General features: G+C 32.4%; 18 protein-coding genes and 1 tRNA gene. 11 read left to right on the top strand and 8 right to left on the bottom strand.

Going from position 1 to position 20,424, the window contains the following annotated elements; genetic code table 11:
• Positions 1–7 precede the first annotated feature (7 nt).
• From fabZ to HUE87_RS09115, 5 genes are all read right to left on the bottom strand, one after another.
• Positions 8–457 carry a 3-hydroxyacyl-ACP dehydratase FabZ gene (gene fabZ / locus HUE87_RS09135; RefSeq protein WP_194366020.1) on the bottom strand — a complete coding sequence of 150 codons (450 nt, stop codon included), beginning with the start codon at positions 455–457 and terminating at the stop codon, positions 8–10.
• Positions 458–504: 47 nt separating this feature from the next.
• Positions 505–1,587, bottom strand: coding sequence for an epoxyqueuosine reductase QueH (locus HUE87_RS09130; RefSeq protein WP_194367940.1), 1,083 nt, complete (start codon positions 1,585–1,587; stop codon positions 505–507).
• 22 nt (positions 1,588–1,609) lie between these two features.
• Positions 1,610–3,406, bottom strand: a complete 1,797-nt coding sequence (locus HUE87_RS09125; protein ID WP_194366018.1) for a flagellar assembly protein A — start codon at positions 3,404–3,406, stop codon at positions 1,610–1,612.
• Between the two features lie 81 nt (positions 3,407–3,487).
• The gene (locus HUE87_RS09120; protein WP_194366016.1) at positions 3,488–3,889 is read right to left on the bottom strand and encodes a hypothetical protein; all 402 of its coding nucleotides are present in this window, start codon (positions 3,887–3,889) and stop codon (positions 3,488–3,490) included.
• A 157-nt stretch (positions 3,890–4,046) separates the two neighbouring features.
• The gene (locus HUE87_RS09115) at positions 4,047–4,550 is read right to left on the bottom strand and encodes a peptidylprolyl isomerase (protein ID WP_194366014.1); all 504 of its coding nucleotides are present in this window, start codon (positions 4,548–4,550) and stop codon (positions 4,047–4,049) included.
• 114 nt (positions 4,551–4,664) lie between these two features.
• On the opposite strand from HUE87_RS09115, the gene HUE87_RS09110 reads away from it, so the two are divergent.
• The 10 genes from HUE87_RS09110 to pyrF all read left to right on the top strand — a co-directional run bounded on the left by HUE87_RS09110 (position 4,665) and on the right by pyrF (position 17,501).
• Complete coding sequence (locus HUE87_RS09110; RefSeq protein WP_194366012.1) at positions 4,665–5,882, top strand: sensor histidine kinase; 1,218 nt, start codon at positions 4,665–4,667, stop codon at positions 5,880–5,882.
• A complete protein-coding gene (locus HUE87_RS09105; protein ID WP_194366011.1) occupies positions 5,882–6,538 on the top strand; it encodes a response regulator transcription factor in 657 nt (218 codons plus the stop codon). Before HUE87_RS09110 ends, HUE87_RS09105 begins: the two co-directional genes overlap by 1 nt.
• Before the next feature lie 129 nt (positions 6,539–6,667).
• The gene (locus HUE87_RS09100; RefSeq protein WP_229855116.1) at positions 6,668–8,755 is read left to right on the top strand and encodes a methyl-accepting chemotaxis protein; all 2,088 of its coding nucleotides are present in this window, start codon (positions 6,668–6,670) and stop codon (positions 8,753–8,755) included.
• A 168-nt stretch (positions 8,756–8,923) separates the two neighbouring features.
• Positions 8,924–10,309, top strand: a complete 1,386-nt coding sequence (locus HUE87_RS09095; RefSeq protein ID WP_194366009.1) for an OprD family outer membrane porin — start codon at positions 8,924–8,926, stop codon at positions 10,307–10,309.
• An 11-nt stretch (positions 10,310–10,320) separates the two neighbouring features.
• The gene (locus tag HUE87_RS09090) at positions 10,321–10,635 is read left to right on the top strand and encodes a DUF485 domain-containing protein (RefSeq protein WP_194366008.1); all 315 of its coding nucleotides are present in this window, start codon (positions 10,321–10,323) and stop codon (positions 10,633–10,635) included.
• A complete protein-coding gene (locus tag HUE87_RS09085; RefSeq protein WP_194366006.1) occupies positions 10,636–12,300 on the top strand; it encodes a cation acetate symporter in 1,665 nt (554 codons plus the stop codon). It begins immediately after the preceding gene.
• A 53-nt stretch (positions 12,301–12,353) separates the two neighbouring features.
• A complete protein-coding gene (locus tag HUE87_RS09080; RefSeq protein ID WP_194366004.1) occupies positions 12,354–14,168 on the top strand; it encodes a putative nucleotidyltransferase substrate binding domain-containing protein in 1,815 nt (604 codons plus the stop codon).
• Positions 14,165–14,809: a 3'-5' exonuclease gene (locus tag HUE87_RS09075; RefSeq protein WP_430732975.1), complete on the top strand. Its 645-nt coding sequence runs from the start codon at positions 14,165–14,167 to the stop codon at positions 14,807–14,809. The genes HUE87_RS09080 and HUE87_RS09075 overlap by 4 nt, the downstream gene beginning before the upstream one ends.
• A complete protein-coding gene (gene acs / locus HUE87_RS09070; RefSeq protein WP_194366001.1) occupies positions 14,787–16,739 on the top strand; it encodes an acetate--CoA ligase in 1,953 nt (650 codons plus the stop codon). Before HUE87_RS09075 ends, acs begins: the two co-directional genes overlap by 23 nt.
• 78 nt (positions 16,740–16,817) lie before the next feature.
• Positions 16,818–17,501, top strand: a complete 684-nt coding sequence (pyrF, locus tag HUE87_RS09065) for an orotidine-5'-phosphate decarboxylase (protein ID WP_194365999.1) — start codon at positions 16,818–16,820, stop codon at positions 17,499–17,501.
• Here pyrF and HUE87_RS09060 read toward each other — a convergent pair.
• Positions 17,498–18,130, bottom strand: a complete 633-nt coding sequence (locus tag HUE87_RS09060) for a transglutaminase-like cysteine peptidase (protein ID WP_194365997.1) — start codon at positions 18,128–18,130, stop codon at positions 17,498–17,500. The genes pyrF and HUE87_RS09060 overlap by 4 nt on opposite strands.
• A 56-nt stretch (positions 18,131–18,186) precedes the next feature.
• Entirely contained in the window at positions 18,187–18,735 is a 549-nt protein-coding gene (locus HUE87_RS09055; RefSeq protein WP_229855115.1) for a transglutaminase-like cysteine peptidase, read from the bottom strand.
• A gap of 204 nt (positions 18,736–18,939) precedes the next feature.
• On the opposite strand from HUE87_RS09055, the gene HUE87_RS09050 reads away from it, so the two are divergent.
• A tRNA-Ser gene (locus tag HUE87_RS09050) sits at positions 18,940–19,029 on the top strand.
• Positions 19,030–19,217: 188 nt separating this feature from the next.
• Here HUE87_RS09050 and HUE87_RS09045 read toward each other — a convergent pair.
• Positions 19,218–20,384: a hypothetical protein gene (locus tag HUE87_RS09045; protein WP_194365995.1), complete on the bottom strand. Its 1,167-nt coding sequence runs from the start codon at positions 20,382–20,384 to the stop codon at positions 19,218–19,220.
• Positions 20,385–20,424 lie beyond the last annotated feature (40 nt).

The raw sequence follows: 20,424 nt of genomic DNA, 5'->3' as shown, positions 1-20,424 counted from the left end.
TTGCCTTTTATTTATCTACAATCATAGCTTTTAATTCAGCTTGTGAAACTAAAACATCATCAACATAAGCTTTACCATCAAGCATCCAGATAGCACCTTTATTTTTTATAACATTTATACGGTACTCTAGTCTATCACCTGGCTTAACGGGAGTACGAAACTTTGCTTTATCAATACTCATAAAATATACAACTTTATTTGCAGCTTCTTCTTCAGTCATATCTCCCATGCTCTTAAATGCAAGAATACCACCAGCTTGAGCCATGCCTTCTAAAATCATAACTCCTGGGTATATAGGGTGACCAGGAAAGTGACCTTGAAATACATTATCGCCAATAGTTACGTTTTTAAACCCAACAAGAGACTCTTTTTCTTGAATATCAGTAACTCTATCTAAAAGTAAAAAAGGGTAACGGTGAGGTATAATTTTCTGAATTTCAGTAACGTCCATTGTCATATGAAAAGGCCTTTATAATAATTTTGGCTATTTTATCTAAAAAAATATTAGATTATGATTAGTTTTTCTCTGACGTCTTCGTAAGTTTTTGCATCAAGTATAATAGTTAATTTAGTTTGTGGAATATCATCAACAACAATAATAGGGCTTAAGTCATAATTTGTGTATGTGAGTGTATTTCTAAATTTAAGTTCATCATTTAAATTTGGCTGATTAAATATCAATTCATTTATTGTTTTGTACTCAAATCCACATGTAGAGTTGAAAAATTCTAATGTTACAAATCTTATCTCTTCACGATTAAAGTAGTGAATGTTTTTAGACTCAAACTCTACTCGACCTTGTGCTTTTTTCCTTGTTAAAGTTGAGTAAGTCAAGGCGTATGCTGGAATAATTTCACTCTTGCCGGAAATAAGTTTAAAACTGAACTGGCGGTAGTTTAGAAATTTCTCTTTTATTATTTTATACTCTGTATTTTTATCTTCTAACTCCATCCTAAATCTATACATCTGAAGTCTCTCTTCAATAGAAGCAGGGAGAGTTTGATTTGAAATCGGAGAAAACATTTCATCCATTAGGCGCTCTTGCTGGTCTCTTTGCATAGTTAGTCCGAAGACGCATCCACAGTAGTCTTGGCGGTAGAGCTGTTCTTCTTTTGTAACACGGCTTTGATCTTGTGTGCCACCACCAGCACGGTAGTCTACAGCGATAAATTCAACTCCATATTTTTCGTAAAAAATATCACCACTGCGTTTAAGTTGTTCTTGAGACTTTAAAGGGCTGACAAGGAGGGTTGTGGTTACTTTTGTTTCGCCAAGTTCAAGGGCTTTTTTAGCACTTACATCAAAACGTTTATCAAAACAGACTTCACATCTAGCACCTTTTTCAGGTTCATTTTCTAAGCCTCGAACTGCTATCATCCAAGCTTCAAAATCATATTCACCTTCAAGTAAATCAATACCAAGCATTTTGCAAGAACGCTGTACATCTAAAAAACGGAGCTGATACTCTGAATAAGGATGAATATTTGGGTCATAAAAAAATCCAGTCAGTTTCTCATCCGGATAATCACGTTGTAGTTTTTGTAAAAAAAAGTGTGAGTCAACACTGCAGCAAATGTGTACTAAGATAATATTCTCCTTTAAGCTTTTCTTACCAGCTTATTTTTTTGTCGTCACCATCTTTTTTCAGAAACAGTTCTTTATAAACTCCTTCAGGAAGCATGGTGTACTCCTGTGATGTTTTAACATCTACAAATATAACTTGAGTATGCCCGTCATATCTGCTTTTATTCACTATTTTTGCATGAAGTTCTGCTTCATACAGCTTTTCAAGCTCAGTGCTTGTTTGGATTATTTCATTTTCTTCGTCAGCGATAAGCGCAGCTTTGTTTTTTAATTTTTCAGCTTCATTTTTATATTGTTTCACTCTTATAACATCTGTTCTGTTTGGTGCTTTTTCTGCTTTTATTGCGTTTATAACTCTTTTTTGAAATACTTTTATTCTGTCTAGTTGTTTGTTATGTTCAGATAAATCTTTTTCATGCTGTTTCTTTGTTTCTGCAAGTAGAGTTTTTTTTATTTTTATTTCTTCCTTAAGAGCTTCTGCTTTTTCATGATATGATTCTATCTTGTCAGGGTTTATTATTAGCTTATTGTGTTGACCTGATATAGTATAAATCTCAATCGATTCCGATGCTATAATTGTTGTATTTGACGCAAGCTCCTCGACAATAATTCTTTTTCCTACTATTTCTCCACCTAACATTTTCTTTACATGTACATCATCTGCCACAACTATTCCATTTTCTAAAATCTCAATTTGTGCAGTTTTTGCTTTGAGATTACCACGGTGAAGATGAATTTTTGCATTTTCAACAGCTTCTAGCTGTGAATTTCTATGTGTCTGCTCACCGACACTTAAATCAGTTGCTTTTACATTAGCATGTGAGCCTACTGTGCCATCTACATGAAGCTCTTTAACATCTATACTGACTCCACTTCCAACAGCATCATCCGAACTATTTTCATTGTGTATATTTATAGATATATCTCTATCTTCGCCTGTACTTATAGAGCCGGTACCACGAAAAGAAGCAGATTTTATGGATACCTCTTTAGATATTGATATAAAGCCAGATTCGTTTTTTACATATCCATTTACTTTTGAGTAATATTTGACAGAATTTTCATCCTCTTTAGTTTCAATAGTTTCTTTATCTGGCTTATATTGTGAAAATTCAACCTTTGGCTCACTTACTGTAATTTGATTACCATTACAGCTTCTGCCATGTATACCTTTTTTTGGTTTTATATACTCAAAAATAAGTTCATTAACATCAACACCTTCAATAAATTTCTTTTCATTTTTTTCATAATGTAAAATAATTGAATCATCAACAGAAAATACAGCTCCAGGAGAACTTGCTATTGTAATTCTTAAATCTTTTTGAAGCGGTGTATTGCATTTTATTACTTTTGAGAGTTTAATCAATGTAGAATTTAGAGTACCTTCAAAGTGTCCAATGAGCAGCCCTATACGCAATTTTCTATGGTTAATCTCTTTTTTTAGAAGTTTTGCCAAATTCTTGTCACAAGGAAAAACAGACCCCTTTTTAAATGTGGCTACGACTTTGCTTTTTGCTTTGTTTAATGCTATTTCTATTTTTATATTTTCAAAAAATTTATTTTGCATGTAAGGTCTTAGCTTGAGTTTATACTCTTGTTTTACAAAGAGTGTATTAGACCTTAGTGTATCTTCATCAAATACTTTTTCAAGCGGTTTTTCTATAATTGTCCAGTCTTTATGTACTCCAGATTGAATAAGCGTCTGCATCCCAAGTAAATCAAAATCTACATCACTTTGTTTGATATTTCTATTTTTCGCAACTTCATTTATTGTGCTTATTATATTAAATGAAATTTTGGTAATAGGAGTGAAGATTAGCACTTATGTGAGCCTTAAACTAGAATATGCCTATTTTAGTTTGTAGGTTCTTAATATATGCTTTTGTATTGTTGTTTAGGGAAATTATTTTAATGTTTTTCTAAATAGGTGATAGTTTTCTTTTTCGAGCATCTCTTCCATATAATTTTTCACACATTTTTTACAATTTATCCAAATGCCTGATGGAAGTTTTATCTCAAGTTTTTTCTTTTCTCTAAGTTTGATTATTTTTTTAGGAGACAAAACTTTTGTAACAGGTGTAAAGTCTATATCAGTAAGGTCAATATCACTTTTATAATAAATAGTTTGTTCCTTAAACTTACCCCAACCCGGTATACCATCTTCAGTGTAAGGTACCTCATAACCATCTTTAAAAGTTACCATCATTTTGTAATGACTATTTTCAAATACTTGTGACACTTTTCCTGCACCGAAAATAATACCATAAAGTCTATCTTTAACTTTTACATCATCAAAATAAGCCATCTATTATCCTTTGTTTATTTAGGTTTAAGATTTTATATAATTATGATTACACTGATATTACAAAGATTAATTGTTACATGTAGAGCGGATTATTGGTTTTAAAAAGTGTTATATTTTTTTAGTTTCTCCTAGGATAAACCAAGGAGATTTTGTTGAGTTATCTAGTTTCAAGAACTTCAATTGAGTTAATCGCATCTTGACCAGCAACACTGTCAAGAACTGCAAAGCTATCAGCATCATCTTTTTCAATTGCTCCAAAAACAGTGTGAACACCATCTAAGTGAGGAGTTGGAACAAAAGTGATGAAAAATTGACTTCCACCAGTATTTGGTCCTGCATGAGCCATTGAAAGTGTTCCTCTAGTGTGAATAGATACGTTTTGTGCAGTTTCACATGGAATTGCCCAGTCAGGTCCGCCAGTTCCAGTTCCAGTAGGACAACCACCTTGAGCCATAAAACCAGGTATTACACGGTGAAAATTAAGGTCATTATAAAAACCTGTGTTTGCTAAATGTGCAAAATTTGCAACAGTGTTTGGTGCTTCTTCAGGGAATAGTTTTATCCAGATGTCACCTTTACTTGTTGATACTTTAGCCCATTGAAGTTTGCTTAACTCATCAGCACTTAACTCATATGTTTTTAATTCTGTTCTTCCAAACATTTTTTTGCCTTTTTAGAAATATTTTTGAAATTATAGTATAAGTTTATCAATATATAAATTAGTCATGATATTATTTTTATTTGCCGAGTGAAAAAATCAGTGTATAATTTTGTTATGACAATTAAAGCACTATTTAGAAATATAACAATAAAACAAGCCAATATATTTACAATTTTAGTTCTGTTTTTTCTTACCATGATCTTTGTTGGACTTCTTGTAGAAGAGATGTATGAGGATTACGAGAGCATATATGAGCAAAATATTTTAGTTAAAACTAATGATTACGATAACAGTGAGCTGTTAAATCAAAAGCAAAAGTTATTAAAATCATTTTTTATAAAAATTGTTTTGGTTATTGTTACTCTCTCTTTTATGCTCTTTGCTATATTTGTGGGACTAAATAATATATTTAATAGACTTCTACAAAGGGATACTCAAACTTTTTTAGATTTTTTTGAGAATGCAGCACAAAGAGACCAAGTAATAAACCCAAAAATGATATTTTTTAAAGATTTTAAGGTGATGATAGGGTACGCTAATGATATGGTGAAAAAAATCAGTGAACAAAAATATGCCCTTATGGATATGAACCTTGACTTAGAAGAGAGGGTCAAGAGAAAAACAAGAGATTTGCAAATAATAAATAAAAATCTCGAAAAAGAAAAAATCTTTTCGCAGGAGTTATTAAAATCACAAAAAGAGTTTTTAAAATATGCAGTTCACGAGACGAATACTCCTTTAAGCGTTATATTGACAAGTATTGAACTTTATGTCATGAAAAATAAAAAAGATAGACAACTCTCAAAAATAGAAGCAGCTGTGAAAAATATTTTTAGTATATATGATGATTTAAGCTATTTGGTTAAAAAAGATCAAGTCGAGTACCCAAAAGTTGTGATAAATATTAAAAATTACCTCTCTGGCAGAATAGATTTTTTTACAGAAGTTGCGGAACTATCGCGAATAAGTTTTAATTATAATCCGCCTATTGATGAGTTACATATATATTTTAATGAAACAAAACTTCAACGAATTATAGACAACACAATAACAAATGCAATCAAATATACTCTTGCAAATAAAAAGGTACATGTAAGCTTAAATAAAAATGGTTCACATGTAGAGTTCTCTATGGGAAGTCATTCCAAAGCCATTAAAGATACAAATAAAGTTTTTGATGCTTACTATAGAGAAGAGGAGAATAGAGACGGTTTTGGTTTAGGCTTGCAATTGGTCCGAACTATTTGTGATGAAGAGGGGGTTGAGATTGAAGTTAGCTCAGATGACTCTTTTACAAGCTTTAGCTATAAGTTTAAAATGATGGGTGCGTAATGAAGATACTTTTACTAGAAGATGAGGTGATGCTCAATGAATCTATATGTGAGTATCTAGAGTCACAGGGACACCTGGTAGAGACATATTTTGATGGGCTGGAAGCATATGAGAACATAAAAAAGAACTCTTATGATTTATTGATTTTAGATATCAATGTTCCAGGAATGGATGGACTTAGTTTTTTAGAAAATATTCATGCGCTTAAAATACATGTACAGACAATATACATTAGTGCTTTGGTGGATATTGAGGATATATCCCGCGCTTATGATTTGGGTTGTTATGATTACTTGAAAAAGCCGTTTCATTTAAAAGAGTTGTCATTAAGAGTAGACAGGGTTAAGCTCTCCAATGATATTCCAAGAGTTCACCTAAGACTCTCAAAAAATTATAGCTATGACCAAGAGCACAGCACACTTCTTTTTAATGGAGAGTATCAAACTTTAAGTAAAAGGCAATCCCAAATAATTGATCTTTTATCAAGAAACAGAGGGATGGTAGTTGATTTTGAACAGTTTCAGATATATGTGTGGGATGAGCAAATAGTAGATAATGCTACCATAAGAGCTGAAATAAACAGGCTGAAGAAGTTTTTAAAAGAAGAGGTTATATTAAATGTTCGCGGCATGGGGTATATGATAGAGAAGCCTTAATATAATATTTATAAGTTTTACAATTTAACCTTAAGTGCTACTTTCGTGCTATTATAGCAAAGTATAATTTTGTTTATATTTGTTATTAAAGAGGTTTTACTAATGGTTAGGGTTTCAATAAAAACGAAAATGTTGTATATTATTATATCAACTGTCTTCATAGTTTCAACATCAATTGTGTTGCAGTCAATTTATAGTATAAATGCATTGACTGAAGAAAATATAAAAAAGTATACACAAGAAGCGTATACAAACAAAGAGATAGAGCTTAAAAACTATGTCTCAGTAGCTATAAAATCAGTAGAGTCTTTTTATAAAAGAACATCTAGCGAAAAAGTAAAAAAAGAGCTTATTAATGATTTGGAGATACAAACTGATTTTATATTTAAAATTATAAAAAATGAGTATGAAAGTAACAACAATAGATTGTCTAAACTTCAGCTTCAAAATCACATAAAAAATCTTTTATCTTGTGCTACTTATGGTAAAGATGGCTATTTCTGGATTAACGATACAAATCAAAATATGGTTATGCATCCAATAAAGCCAAGCTTAGATGGTCAGGACCTCTCTAACTTTAAAGATCCAAATGGTGTTCACATATTTAGCGAAATGACAAAAATAGCACAATCAAAAGGTGCAGGCGTTGTTGAATACAGCTGGGCTAAACCGGGCTTTGACACACCACAGCCAAAAATCTCTTATGTGAAACTATTTAAGCCATTTAACTGGGTAATAGGAACAGGTGCATATGTTTCTGATGTTACCACAAAGATGCAAGAAGAAGCACTAAAAACAGTATCTGAAATAAGATTTGGAGAGAGTGGATATTTTTGGATAAATAATGCAGATCCAAAAATGATTATGCATCCTATAAAACCTTCTCTCAATGGAAAAGAGTTGTCAGCAGTTAAGGATCCAAAAGGGGTTTATCTTTTTAATGAGATGGCTAAAATCGCAAAAGATAAAGGTTCTGGAATTGTTAAATACCACTGGGAAAAACCGGGGTATGATAAACCGCAACCCAAGATATCATATATTGAAATGTTTAAGCCATGGGGATGGATAATCGGAACAGGAGAATATGTAGATAACATTGAAGATAAAATCTTACAAATGCGCAAAGACGCAGATAGTGAAATAGCTTCCTCTGTTACTGACATAATCGTCACTACAATTATATTGGCATTTTTAGTTGGACTTATGGTTGTTTTGGTGGCAAATAAAATTATTATATTGCCAATAAAAGATATTTTAAAAATTTTAGTAAAACTTGAAGAGTGCGACCTTACAAAAAAAGCAGTTGTAAATAGTAATGATGAAATTCAGGATATTGCACACTCGATGAACAGGTTTATAGAAAAAGTACATGCTAGTATCGATGGAGCTAAAGTCACTAGTATTGATAACTCTTCTATTTCTCACGAACTTTCTGTTACCTCTTTGGACGTTGGGAAAAATGTTGAGAAATCTGTATTGATAGTTAATGAAACTACAGAAAAAACTCATTTAATAATGCAAGAGATAATGGACTCAATAAAAGATGCACGAGCAAGTAAAGATGAAATAATAGAAGCTAATAATATACTAAACAGTGTTAGAGATGAAATTGTGGAACTTACGAAAAAAGTACAATCAAGTGCACAAAACGAAACAGAACTTGCCTCTAGCATAGAAGCATTGTCAAAAGACACTGAACAAGTAAAAGGTATCTTAACAGTAATTGCCGATATTGCAGACCAAACAAACTTACTAGCACTAAATGCAGCGATAGAAGCAGCTCGCGCAGGAGAACATGGAAGAGGGTTTGCTGTTGTTGCTGATGAGGTTAGAAAACTAGCAGAGAGAACACAAAAGAGTCTCTTGGAAATAAATGCAACAATAAATGTAATAGTTCAATCTACTGCATCTGCAAGTGATCAAATGGGCAGTAATTCAAAAGATATGGATGCATTGGCATGTACATCAATAGAAGTAGAGAAAAAAATAAATGAAACCGCAACTATTGTTAATAATGCAACAAGTGCAAGTGATAAGACCGTTAAAGACTTTGAGCGTACAGGCGAAAAAATTAAAAATATTGAAAACAGTATTAATGAAATAAACTCATTATCAACCGTAAATGCAAGAAGTGTAGAAGAAATTGCTAGTGCAGCTGAACATTTATACAGTATGACTGAGGAGCTTAGTGGTAAGCTAGAACTATTTAAAACATAAATAAAAATATCTTATATAAGGTTTATTAAATATAGACCTTTATATGCTACAAATCTACACACTATTTACAAATATTAAACTTTAATCATAATTCTTTAGTATTGCTACACTCATGCTATTCTCTTATCTTAAGATTGTAATGTTTAAAAATGCAGAGAAGGAAAATATATGAAAAAACAGTTACTTTTTAGTGCTATTACAGCAGGACTTATTTGTTCAGTTAACGTGCAAGCAGCTGAAGACTTAAGTACTATGTTTAGTGAAGGTAAGACAAGCGGTCAAGTAAGAATGTTCTATATTGATAGAGAATATCAAGGGACAGCTGGTAATGACACTCATAGAAATGCACATGCAGTGGGTGGTAATTTAAAGTTTGAGACAGCTGAACTTAGTGGTTTGAGTTTAGGTACGGCTTTGTACACAACCAACAGACTTAAGTGGTTGGATTATAATGATGGCGCTGAGCCGACAGAAACTGATTCAACTTTGTTTGGACCAAACGATGAAGGTTACAATATACTAGGTGAGGCTTATGTTCAGTATAAGCGCGGAAATACAACTTTTAAAGGTGGTCGCCAAAAGTTCAATTCTCCACTAATAGGAACTGATGATGCCAGAATGCTTCCTAACCTAGTTGAAGCTTATGTTTTAACAAACAGTGATATTAAAGACACTACTATAGTGGCAGGACACTTGACAAAGTTTGCTCAGGGTACTTTTGGTAATGTTTACACAAGTGCAAATGCAGCCAATCAAATTCTTTCTGTAACATCTGGTTACTCTGTAGTTGATCCGGATGAACAAGTTGGAAGATTTGTTAATATGGGAGAATACGCAACAGGTAAATCAACTGATGGTGTATCTTTAGTTGGTGTAACATATAAAGGTATTGAAAACCTAAAAGTACAACTTTGGGACTATTACGCACATGACATCTTAAATGCAGTTTACGGGCAAGTTGACTTTAAATGGAACTGTGCATTAAATGAAAATGTAAAACCGTTTGCTTCTGTTCAGGTTATTAAAGAGAACAGTGTAGGTGATGAGGTTTTAAGTGATAATTCTCTTCTTGGCGGAAACGGTGAGATAGACTCTCTTTTCTGGGCTGCAAAAGTTGGTGCAAAAGCTGGAGCTTTCACTGCATATGTAGCATATTCTAAAACAACTGAAAATGATACAGGTGATTCTAGTTATAAAAATGCAATTATAACGCCATGGGGCGGAATGCCAGCATTTACTCAAGGTATGGTAACAAGACATCAATTTTTAGCAGGTACTGAAGCTACTAAAGTTGCTGCAACTTATAACTTTAAAGACTTGGGTGTAAAAGGATCTTTCTCTGCTTATTACACATCTTTTGATATGGATGCAAACAGTGGTTACGGAATTTCAAGAACAGCTACGGAACCTGGTTTTGACTTACAGTATTATCCTCAAACAGTAAAAAACCTTCAGCTTCGTTTTCGAGGAAATTTCCCGAGAGATTTTCATGAGAGTGGTTCAGGTTCTACAGGTTGGAGTGAATACAGACTTATAGCTAACTATAACTTCTAAAAGGAAAAAAAATGAAAAAAGAACTTGTTGAACAAATCAAGGCAAATCCAGATTATCAAACTCTAGTGAAAGCTAGATCTGGTTTTGCTATTAAACTTTCAATTGCAATGTTGGTTGTATATTTTACATTTATATTAACAATCGCATTTAACCCAGCTGCTCTTGGAGCTCCTATGTCAGCTGACTCTGTAACAACTATAGGTATTCCAATAGGTATGGCTATTATTGTTTTTGCTTTTATTCTAACAGGTATTTATACTAAACGTGCAAATAGCGAATTTGATGATTTAAATAATAAAATCAAAAATTCTATAAAGGAAAACTAAATGAGTAGAATTTTTTTATTTTTAATACTAGGTACTATTGCAGTTTTTGCATCTGGTGCTATAGAGGGTGAGATACAAAAACAGGCACTTAATATGTCTGCAATTGTAATGTTCTTACTATTTGTCGGCGGTACTTTAGGTATCACTTACTGGGCAGCTAAACGTACAAAATCTGCAAAAGATTTTTATACTGCTGGTGGTGGAATAACAGGTTTTCAAAATGGTATGGCTATCGCTGGTGACTACATGTCAGCTGCGTCATTCTTAGGAATTTCTGGTCTTGTTTACCTTAAAGGTTACGATGGTCTTATCTACTCAATCGGTTTTTTAGTTGGTTGGCCAATTATTCTTTTCATGATTGCAGAGCCTTTAAGAAACTTAGGTAAATATACTTTTGCTGATGTTGCTTCTTATAGACTTCGTCAAGGTCCAATCCGTACTCTTGCGGCATCTGGTTCTATTGCAACTGTTATTCTTTATCTTATAGCTCAAATGGTTGGTTCTGGTAAACTTATCCAGCTTCTTTTTGGTCTTCAGTATGAAGTTGCAGTTATCTTAGTTGGTGTATTGATGGTTTTATATGTAACTTTTGGTGGTATGCTTGCAACTACTTGGGTACAAATTGTAAAAGCATTCTTATTACTTTCAGGTGCAACATTTATGGCAATCGCTGTTATGGCACATTATGACTTTAGTTTTGGTTCGCTTTTCGCTGAAGCAGTTGAGATGAAAGGTATTGATGTTATGAGTCCAGGTGGTCTTGTAAGTGATCCAATATCGGCAATATCACTAGCAGTTGCACTAATGTTTGGTACTGCAGGTTTACCTCATATCCTTATGAGATTTTTTACAGTAAGTGATGCTAAAGAAGCTCGTAAATCAGTTTTCTATGCAACAGGTTTTATTGGTTATTTCTATATTTTAACTTTCATCATCGGTTTTGGTGCAATTGTTATGGTATTCAAAAACCCACAATATTTAGATTTAGCAAAACAAGCGATTAGCGGTGGTTCTCCAATTCTTGGTGGAAATAATATGGCTGCGATTCACTTATCACATGCTGTTGGTGGTGATTTCTTCCTAGGCTTTATTTCAGCTGTTGCATTTGCAACTATTTTAGCTGTTGTATCTGGTCTTACACTTGCTGGTGCATCTGCAATAAGTCATGACTTATACGCATCTGTTATCATGAAGGGTAAAGTTGATGGTATTAAAGAGATGAAAGTATCTAAAATAGCTACTATTATTCTCGGAATTGTTGCTATCATTATGGGTATTATGTTCGAAAAACAAAATATCGCATTCGTTGTTGGTCTTGCTTTTGCTATAGCTGCATCTGCTAACTTCCCAATTTTATTCCTTTCTATGTATTGGAAAAAATTAACTACACGTGGTGCTGTAATTGGTGGATCTATTGGTCTTGCAACAGCAGTAATGTTAGTTATATTAGGTCCAATTGTATGGGTACAAATTTTAGGAAATGCTGAAGCAATTTTCCCTTATAAATACCCAGCATTGTTCTCTGTAACTGCAGCATTTATTGGTATCTGGTTCTTCTCGATTACAGATAGCTCACATGACGCAGAGAAAGAAAGAGAAGCTTTTGAAGCTCAATATATTAGAAGTCAAACTGGTATTGGTGCCGAAGGCGCTAGTGATCACTAGTAATAATAGCTCTACATGTAGATATATCTACATGTAGAAAATTAGGAGAGTATTTGAGTATCTTAGACCAGAGAAAACTTATTGAGTCTATTCACCCATTTGAATTGTTAAGCTCTACTACTTTAGACAATCTTATGAAAAAGATTGACATAGCATATTACCCTAAAGACACACTTCTAATCTCAAAAAATCTCCCATCAATTGCATTTTATATAATCATTAAAGGTTCAGTCGCTGAATTTATAGATGATGAACTTCATAACGTATACAGTGCCGGTGATAGTTTTGATGCTGATGCCCTAATATATGATAAATGTGAAGGTAAGTTTATAGTAGATGAAGATTTGGTTTGTTATGAGATAAAAAAAGAAGACTTTATTGATTTAATGCAAAATAAAAAAGTTCAAGGCTACTTTTTACAAAACTTTGTGACTCGTCATCAACACTTAAAAGATTATGATGCACAGAGTGATTTAACACCATTCTTGATCTCAAAAGTATCAGATATGTTTTTACATACAGCTTGTATTGTAGATAAAAATGCAACTATATATGATTCAGTATTTAAAATGAAAGAGCTAAAAACAAGTGTTGTTATAGTCGAAGATAGTTCTTTTTATTATGTTGCTACAGACACAGATATTAGAGACAAAGTCATACTTGGCGGCATTGATGTTAGTCAGCCAATAGGTAAAATAGCTTCAAACAAGGTTATTAGTATAGATATAAATGACTTTTTATTTAATGCCCTTTTATTAATAACACACAATGAGATAAAAAGAATAGTTGTTATGGAAGATGGAAAGATAAAAGGTGTTTTGGAACAGCTTGATTTATTGAGTTATTTTGCTAACCACTCTCATTTAGTTGCTGTTCAAATAGATAAAGCACAAAGTGTAGATGACCTAAAAAATATTCAAAATGATTTAAAAAATCTTTTAATTGTTTTACATTCTCAAGGTGTAAAAGTACGCTACATCACTAAACTTGTATCAACACTAAATATTAAGATATATAAAAAAGTTTTTGACATGTGTGTGGATAAAACTCTTCATGATAAATGTGCTCTAATAGTTATGGGTTCAGAGGGAAGGGAAGAGCAGAGCGTCAAAACAGACCAAGATAATGCGCTTATTATAAAAGATGGCGTTGATGTAGAACTTTTTCGAGAGCCAATGATAAAGTTGAACCATAGCCTTCTTGAGCTTGGTTTTCCAATATGTTTAGGTAATGTAATGGTTAGCAATGAATTTTGGAGAAGAAATGTTAGTGGTTACAAGTCTCTTATAGATTTATGGGTTACTAGTTTAAGTGAGGAAACTTTGCAACAATTGAGCATATTTTTAGATGCTAAGTGTGTTGCTGGAAATAATGACTTACTTGATGAACTTACAAATTACCTTCATCATAGTTTTCACTCTCGTGATGATGTTTTGGCACATCTGGCAAAAGCTGTTTTGAGCTTTGAAACACCTTTATCTCTCTTTTCAAGTTTCGTGTTAGAAAAGAGTCATAACAATAAACTTGACTTAAAAAAAGGTGGTATATTTGCACTGGTTCACGGTATAAGAACATTGGCTCTTCAATATGAGATACATGAAACTAGTACCATTATGAGAATAAAGGAGTTAAACAATAAAAGTATTATTGATAAAAATTTTGCAACAGAGTTGATGGAGAGTTTTGATACATTATCATCTATTCGTTTAAAAGCGATGCTAGAAGCAAAAGACTTAGAAGAGAGCAACTATATAAATCCTAAGAATCTGCAAAAAATTCAGATGGATTTACTCAAAGATAGTTTTAAAGTTATAAATAAGTTCAAAAAATTTATGAGCTTTCATTTTCATCTAAACATGGTCGGATGATGTTATATTCTCTGTTTAATAACTACAAGAGAAAGCGAAACCGAGCAAAATTAAAGGATGATAGCTTTTCATATCTTTTTGATGAAGACGAGAGTGGTGAGTATGTTGTCTTTGACACAGAGACAACAGGGCTTAACCCAAAAGTAGACGAAATCTTGTCTATAGGTGCAGTTAAGATAAAAGATAATAAAATACTGACGTCAGAAACATTTGAAGTGTATGTAAAGAATTCTAAAGCTATTAGTTCTAAAAGTATTGAAATTCATGGTATCAGACCATGTGATTTAGAAAATGCTAAAAATAGTAAAGATGCAGTTAGGGATTTTTTAGAGTTTATAGGCTCACGACCTCTTATAGGATACTATTTAGAGTTTGATGTGAGTATGATTAATAAGTATGTAAAGCCAATCTTTGGAATAACATTACCAAATAAGATGATTGAAGTTTCTGAGATATATTTTGAGCAAAAAATTGCTTTAATACCTCAAGGAAATATTGATTTAAGGTTTGATACAATTCTAAAAGATTGTTCATTACCGAACATGGGTGCGCATAATGCAGTAAATGACGCCATTATGACTGCAATGATTTATTTAAAATTAACAAAGGAAAAGATTGATGTCAGAAAAACAAATTTTTAAGCCAAATAAAGAGTTTAGCAAAAATGCTAGAATAAAAAACATGTGTGAGTATCAAGATTTGCAAGATTTTGCAAAAGAAGATTATGAAGGATTTTGGGGTTCATACGCTAAAGAAAAACTTGATTGGATTGAACCATTTACAAATGTTTTGGATGAGAGTAATGCTCCATTTGTAAAGTGGTTTGATGGTGGAAAACTAAATGTGTCTTCTCAATGTATTGACCGTCACTTAGATTCTCGCAAAAATAAAGCGGCTATAATATTTGAAGGCGACAGAGGTGATAAGCAAATCATAACTTACCTTGAGTTATATTACAATGTAAATAGGTTTGCAAACCTGCTTAAAAATGATTTTGGCGTAAAAAAGGGTGATAGAGTTGTAATCTATATGCCGATGATTCCAGAAGCTGCTTATGCTATGTTAGCATGTGCAAGAATCGGTGCAATTCACTCTATTGTTTTTGGTGGATTCTCTTCTGAGGCACTTAAAGACAGAATTGAAGATGCTGAGGCAAAAGTAGTAATTACTGCTGATGGAGCATATAGAAAAACTAAACCTTACATGTTAAAGCCAGTTGTTGATGCTGCTATCGATGAAAACTCACCAGTTAAAAAAGTTTTAGTTGTAGAGAGAAATAACGAAGATGTTACTTGGGTAGCTGGAAGAGATTATTCATATAATGAACTTATAAAAGATAAATCAGGTGTGTGTGAGCCAGAGGTTATGGACGCAGAAGATCCTTTATTCTTACTTTACACATCAGGTTCAACTGGTAAACCAAAGGGTGTTCAGCATAACAGTGCAGGGTATATTCTTTGGGCTCAAATGACTATGGAATGGGTATTTGATGTAAAAGAGAATGACACTTATTGGTGTACTGCCGATGTTGGTTGGATTACTGGTCATACTTATATAGTATATGGACCACTTGCAATGGGTGCTACAACTGTAATGTTTGAAGGTGTTATTACATTTCCAGATGCAGGCCGTCCTTGGAAAATGGTTGAAGAGCATAGAATCAATCAATTTTATACAGCTCCAACAGCTATCCGTGTACTTCATAAGATGGGTGAAGATGAGCCAGCTAAGTATGATTTATCAAGCTTAAAAGTTCTTGGAACAGTTGGTGAGCCAATTGACCCTCCTGCATGGAAATGGTACTATGAAGATGTTGGACAAAGTAAATGTGCTATTGTTGATACTTATTGGCAAACTGAAACTGGTGGACATGTAGTTTCTCCACTTCCAGGTGCTACTCCTATTAAAGCAGGTTGTGCAACACTGCCATTACCAGGAATTATGGCTGAGATTTTAGACCCGGCAACTGGTGAAATAACTGAACCAGGCGAAACAGGTTACATGTGTATAACTCGCCCTTGGCCTTCACAAATCCGTGGTGTTTGGGGAGATCCAGAAAGATATGTAAAATCATACTTTGGTGATGTTCAAAAAGATGGTAAAGCAGTTTACTTTACTGGTGACGGTGCACGTTATGATGAAGATGGCTACATTACTATTACTGGCCGTACTGATGATGTTATAAATGTTTCTGGACATAGAATGGGAACGGCTGAAGTTGAAGCTGCTATCAAAAAACATCCAAATGTAGCAGAAGTTGCAGTTGTAGGAAAACCACATCCATTAAAAGGTGAAGGAATCTTTGCATATATCGTACTAAAGTCTGATGATGGTGTAGCTGATGAAGTTGAAGAAGTAAAAGCAATCAATAACATCATTAAAAAAGAGATTGGTAATATTGCTCTTTGTGATGATATGGTTTTTGCTCCAGGATTACCTAAAACTCGTTCAGGTAAAATCATGAGAAGAATTCTTCGTACGATTGCTAAAGGCGAAGAGATTACTCAAGATATTTCAACACTTGAAGATCCAAGCATAGTTGAAACAATATCAACTATGGTAAATAAATAGATATTTTTTAGTTACATGTAGGGAACAACCTACATGTAAAAATGATATAATTTCATAATCAAACTATAAAGAGTTATTATGGAATTATGTGTTGCCCTCGACTTACCCACAAAACAAGAAAATTTAGATTTAATCCACAAAATAAAAGATTATGATGTTTGGCTAAAAGTTGGACTTCGTACATATATTCGCGATGGTGAAGATTTTTTGCTTGCTATCAAAAAAATAAACCCTGATTTTAAAATATTTTTAGACTTGAAACTTTATGATATTCCAAACACTATGGCTGATGCTGCAGAGTCTATTATGGGGCTTGGTGTTGATATGTTTAATATTCATGCAAGTGCTGGCAAAAGAGCTATGTCTAACGTGATGGATAGACTTAAAAAATATGACACTAGACCTATAGTTTTAGCAGTTACAGCACTTACTTCATTTACTGAAGAAGAGTTTGGTGAAGTTTATGAAAAAGGTATTGCTAGTAAAGCTGACCAATTTGCAAAAGATGCTTTTGATAGCGGTCTAGATGGAGTAGTGTGTTCAGCTTATGAGAGTGAGTCAATTAAAAATATCACTAGTAAAAATTTCATGACTTTAACTCCTGGTATTAGACCTTTTGGTGAAGATGCAGGTGACCAGAAAAGAGTTGCAGATGTTGAGTTTGCACAAAATGCACATGTAGATTTTATAGTGGTTGGTAGACCTATTTACAGAGCCCAAAATCCTGCAACAGTAGTTGAGAAGATTTTAGAAAAGCTTTAACCATTTCTTTTTACTCTTTGCATTAGTTCTTTAAATTTTGGATGTTCTTTATCCAATTTTATTAAATTGTTATTTTTATTTATTTTATAAGTTCCTGTTGAATTTATAAATATATTTGCTTTTAGATCTACTCTAGTGTTTAAATCTAAAATTTTAAAACTAAGATTGTCAAGAATCAATGGCGATTTATTGTTTGATTCAAAATAACTAAGAACCATATGATACTGCCCAGTGTATTTCTCGTAAGCAGTAGTTATAAAAAGTTTATCTTTAGAAAAGCCAAGTTTTAAAAGTGTAAAGTACTTTATAATTGCGTAGTCCTCACAATCACCATAACCACATGTTAAAAACTCTTTAGGAGTTTCCCAATAGTCACTTTTGTTATGATTTATTATGTCAGCTTTTGTAGGTAACTGGTTTAAGTAAAAATTGACTCTATCCAACTGTTTTTGAATTGGCAGTTTTTTCAATGACTCAATAGTCGCAGTATAATCAAGTGCTCTGTTTTTAGCAACTTGCCCTGCATGATTTTTTATATTATTTAGTTCATACTTTGTAAAATTAGGATAGTTTGATGCATAAGCAATAGTACATGTAAAAAAAAATGATTGTAAAATTTTAATATTCATCAAGCCTCCATTTGTTGACCAATCATATGCAACTATAGTTCCATAAAATTACAAGATTAGTTTTCTTTTATTATTCTTTTTTCTAGATCTTCATATTGTTTAAATTTATTATCAATTTTTGTGAGTTTATACTCTTTACTTATCTTATAGACACCATTAGAATTTATAAAAATATCTGCTTCTAAATCGACTCTTTTTTTTAGATCTAAAACTTTAAAACTTAGATTATCTAAAATAAGTGGTGGCTTGTTCTTATCTTTAAAATAACTAAGAACCATATGGTAGCCTCCATAGTACTTTTCACGTACAGTAGTGAGAAATAATTTTTCTTTTTTAAATCCTAATTTTAACAGTGTAAAGTATTTGATTATCACATAATCTTCACAATCTCCATAGCCAGTAATTAAAAATTCTTTTGGAGTTGACCAGTAATCTTCTTGTTGTTGAGTTATAGCGTCATATTGTGGTAAAAGTTTATTTAAATAAAAATTTACTTGTATTAATTGTTTAGATTTTGGATATTTTTTGAAGAGTGCAATACTTTGTTCATAGTCAATAATTCTGTTTTTAGCAACAGTTCCTGATTTTTTTTCTATACTATGCAACTCTTGAATTGTAAAGTTAGGATAGTCTGAAGCATTAATTATGGAAAATAAGAATACAAATATAAGTATTTTGATATTTACTCCTCATGTAAACAATACTGAAATTATACACTCTTTGCATAAAAAGATTTCTACATGTAAGCTTAAAATTATATAATTAAGCTAATTGTTATAAATATATGATTATAATCACGGTCTTCAAATGGACGAGTGGGTGAGCGGCTGAAACCACATCCCTGCTAAGGATGCGTACGGGTAACTGTACCGAGAGTTCGAACCTCTCCTCGTCCACCACTGAAGAACCTCATCAAACCCCTAAATATAGCCTTTAAAATACTACTCTAAGTTTTCTGAATAATACTGATTGGTAACCTATTGGTAACCATTATTTAAAATCATCTTATTGGTAACCTACAAAAAGATACGCCAATTCTAATATCAACTGTCTCTATTGCGATTTATAGCACTACAAAAAATTAAAGTTAAATATTTTCAGATTTTTTTACTCCAGTAATAAGTTCTTTATATCGTTCATTATTTATATAGTCCTTTGCAATTAGGAGATATTTATCATATGTATCCCCATGAAAAGATTTTGTCTTTATGTTATCTTTATCATGGTATTTATCTAAAGCAATCAATATTTCTGACTTAATTTTTCCAGCCTTTATCATGTCATAGATAAAAAACATGTCTGCAAATTTTTCTGTTTTTGTTAAGCCTTTTCTGCCTTCAAAACATTTTAAGTTACTATTTCTATTCTCTGAGCACATGTTATTAATATCATCAGCTTTATCTAATTTTTCTCCGAGTAACTCTGCAGGGGACTTAATGATTCTTTCATCTATGTTGCCTTGGTCATTTAAAGTATTTTTAATATGTGAAATATACTCAAGAATTTCATTTAGAGGAAGTGAAAAGTTCAAAAAAGTAGCAACTTGATTTGAATTATGAATTTTTCTCTTAAAGTTTGGGAGTATATGATTGATAGCATATGTTTTATTGTGCTTGTGCATTTCCTGAAGTACATAAAATCCTTTATGAACACTTTTGTTTACTTCATTATCAAATGTTGTTCCAATATCTGTTAATTCTCTAGTTTCAACTTCATGGATATAATCTTCATCTGCACCTTGAAAGTTGGAAACATACCCTTCTGGATAAATAAAATAATTGTTAACTAAATCATCTTCAAGCTCAGCTATAGCTATTTCCAGATATCCTGCGACTAATTTTCTTTTATCCTCGGAAACATCCTGACAATAACCTTTTTCTTTATAGATAAAGTCTATACCATTGTCACCATCTGTATTATCCCCTTTGCTTTCAGAAGTCTTTATCAAATTTTTACAGATGATATCCCAATCTATCGTTTCTTCAAGTTCATGTCGTAGTTCTGATAGACTGTACTTACTCATTGCTAAAAATTTCTTTTCTTCTTCATCTGTAACTAGCACAAAAGTATAAGCTAAATTTGAATATGGTTTAGTTTTCTTAAATTCTTCAATATAACTTAATTTTTCAAGTATGTCTAGAACTTTTTTGTTTCGACTAGCCATTTCATATACAATACAATGAGTTAGTTCATAAGGTTTAAACCCTTCTATATCAGTATACTTGGGACTACCTCTTTTTGCTAAATCAGCCATTATATTTTTCTTTCATGTGTTGTTTTTTTATTTTAGCATA

This window comes from Candidatus Sulfurimonas marisnigri, from assembly GCF_015265475.1.
Classification (GTDB): Bacteria; Campylobacterota; Campylobacteria; order Campylobacterales; family Sulfurimonadaceae; genus Sulfurimonas; species Sulfurimonas marisnigri.
This window is presented reverse-complemented; position numbering and strand designations above follow the sequence as displayed.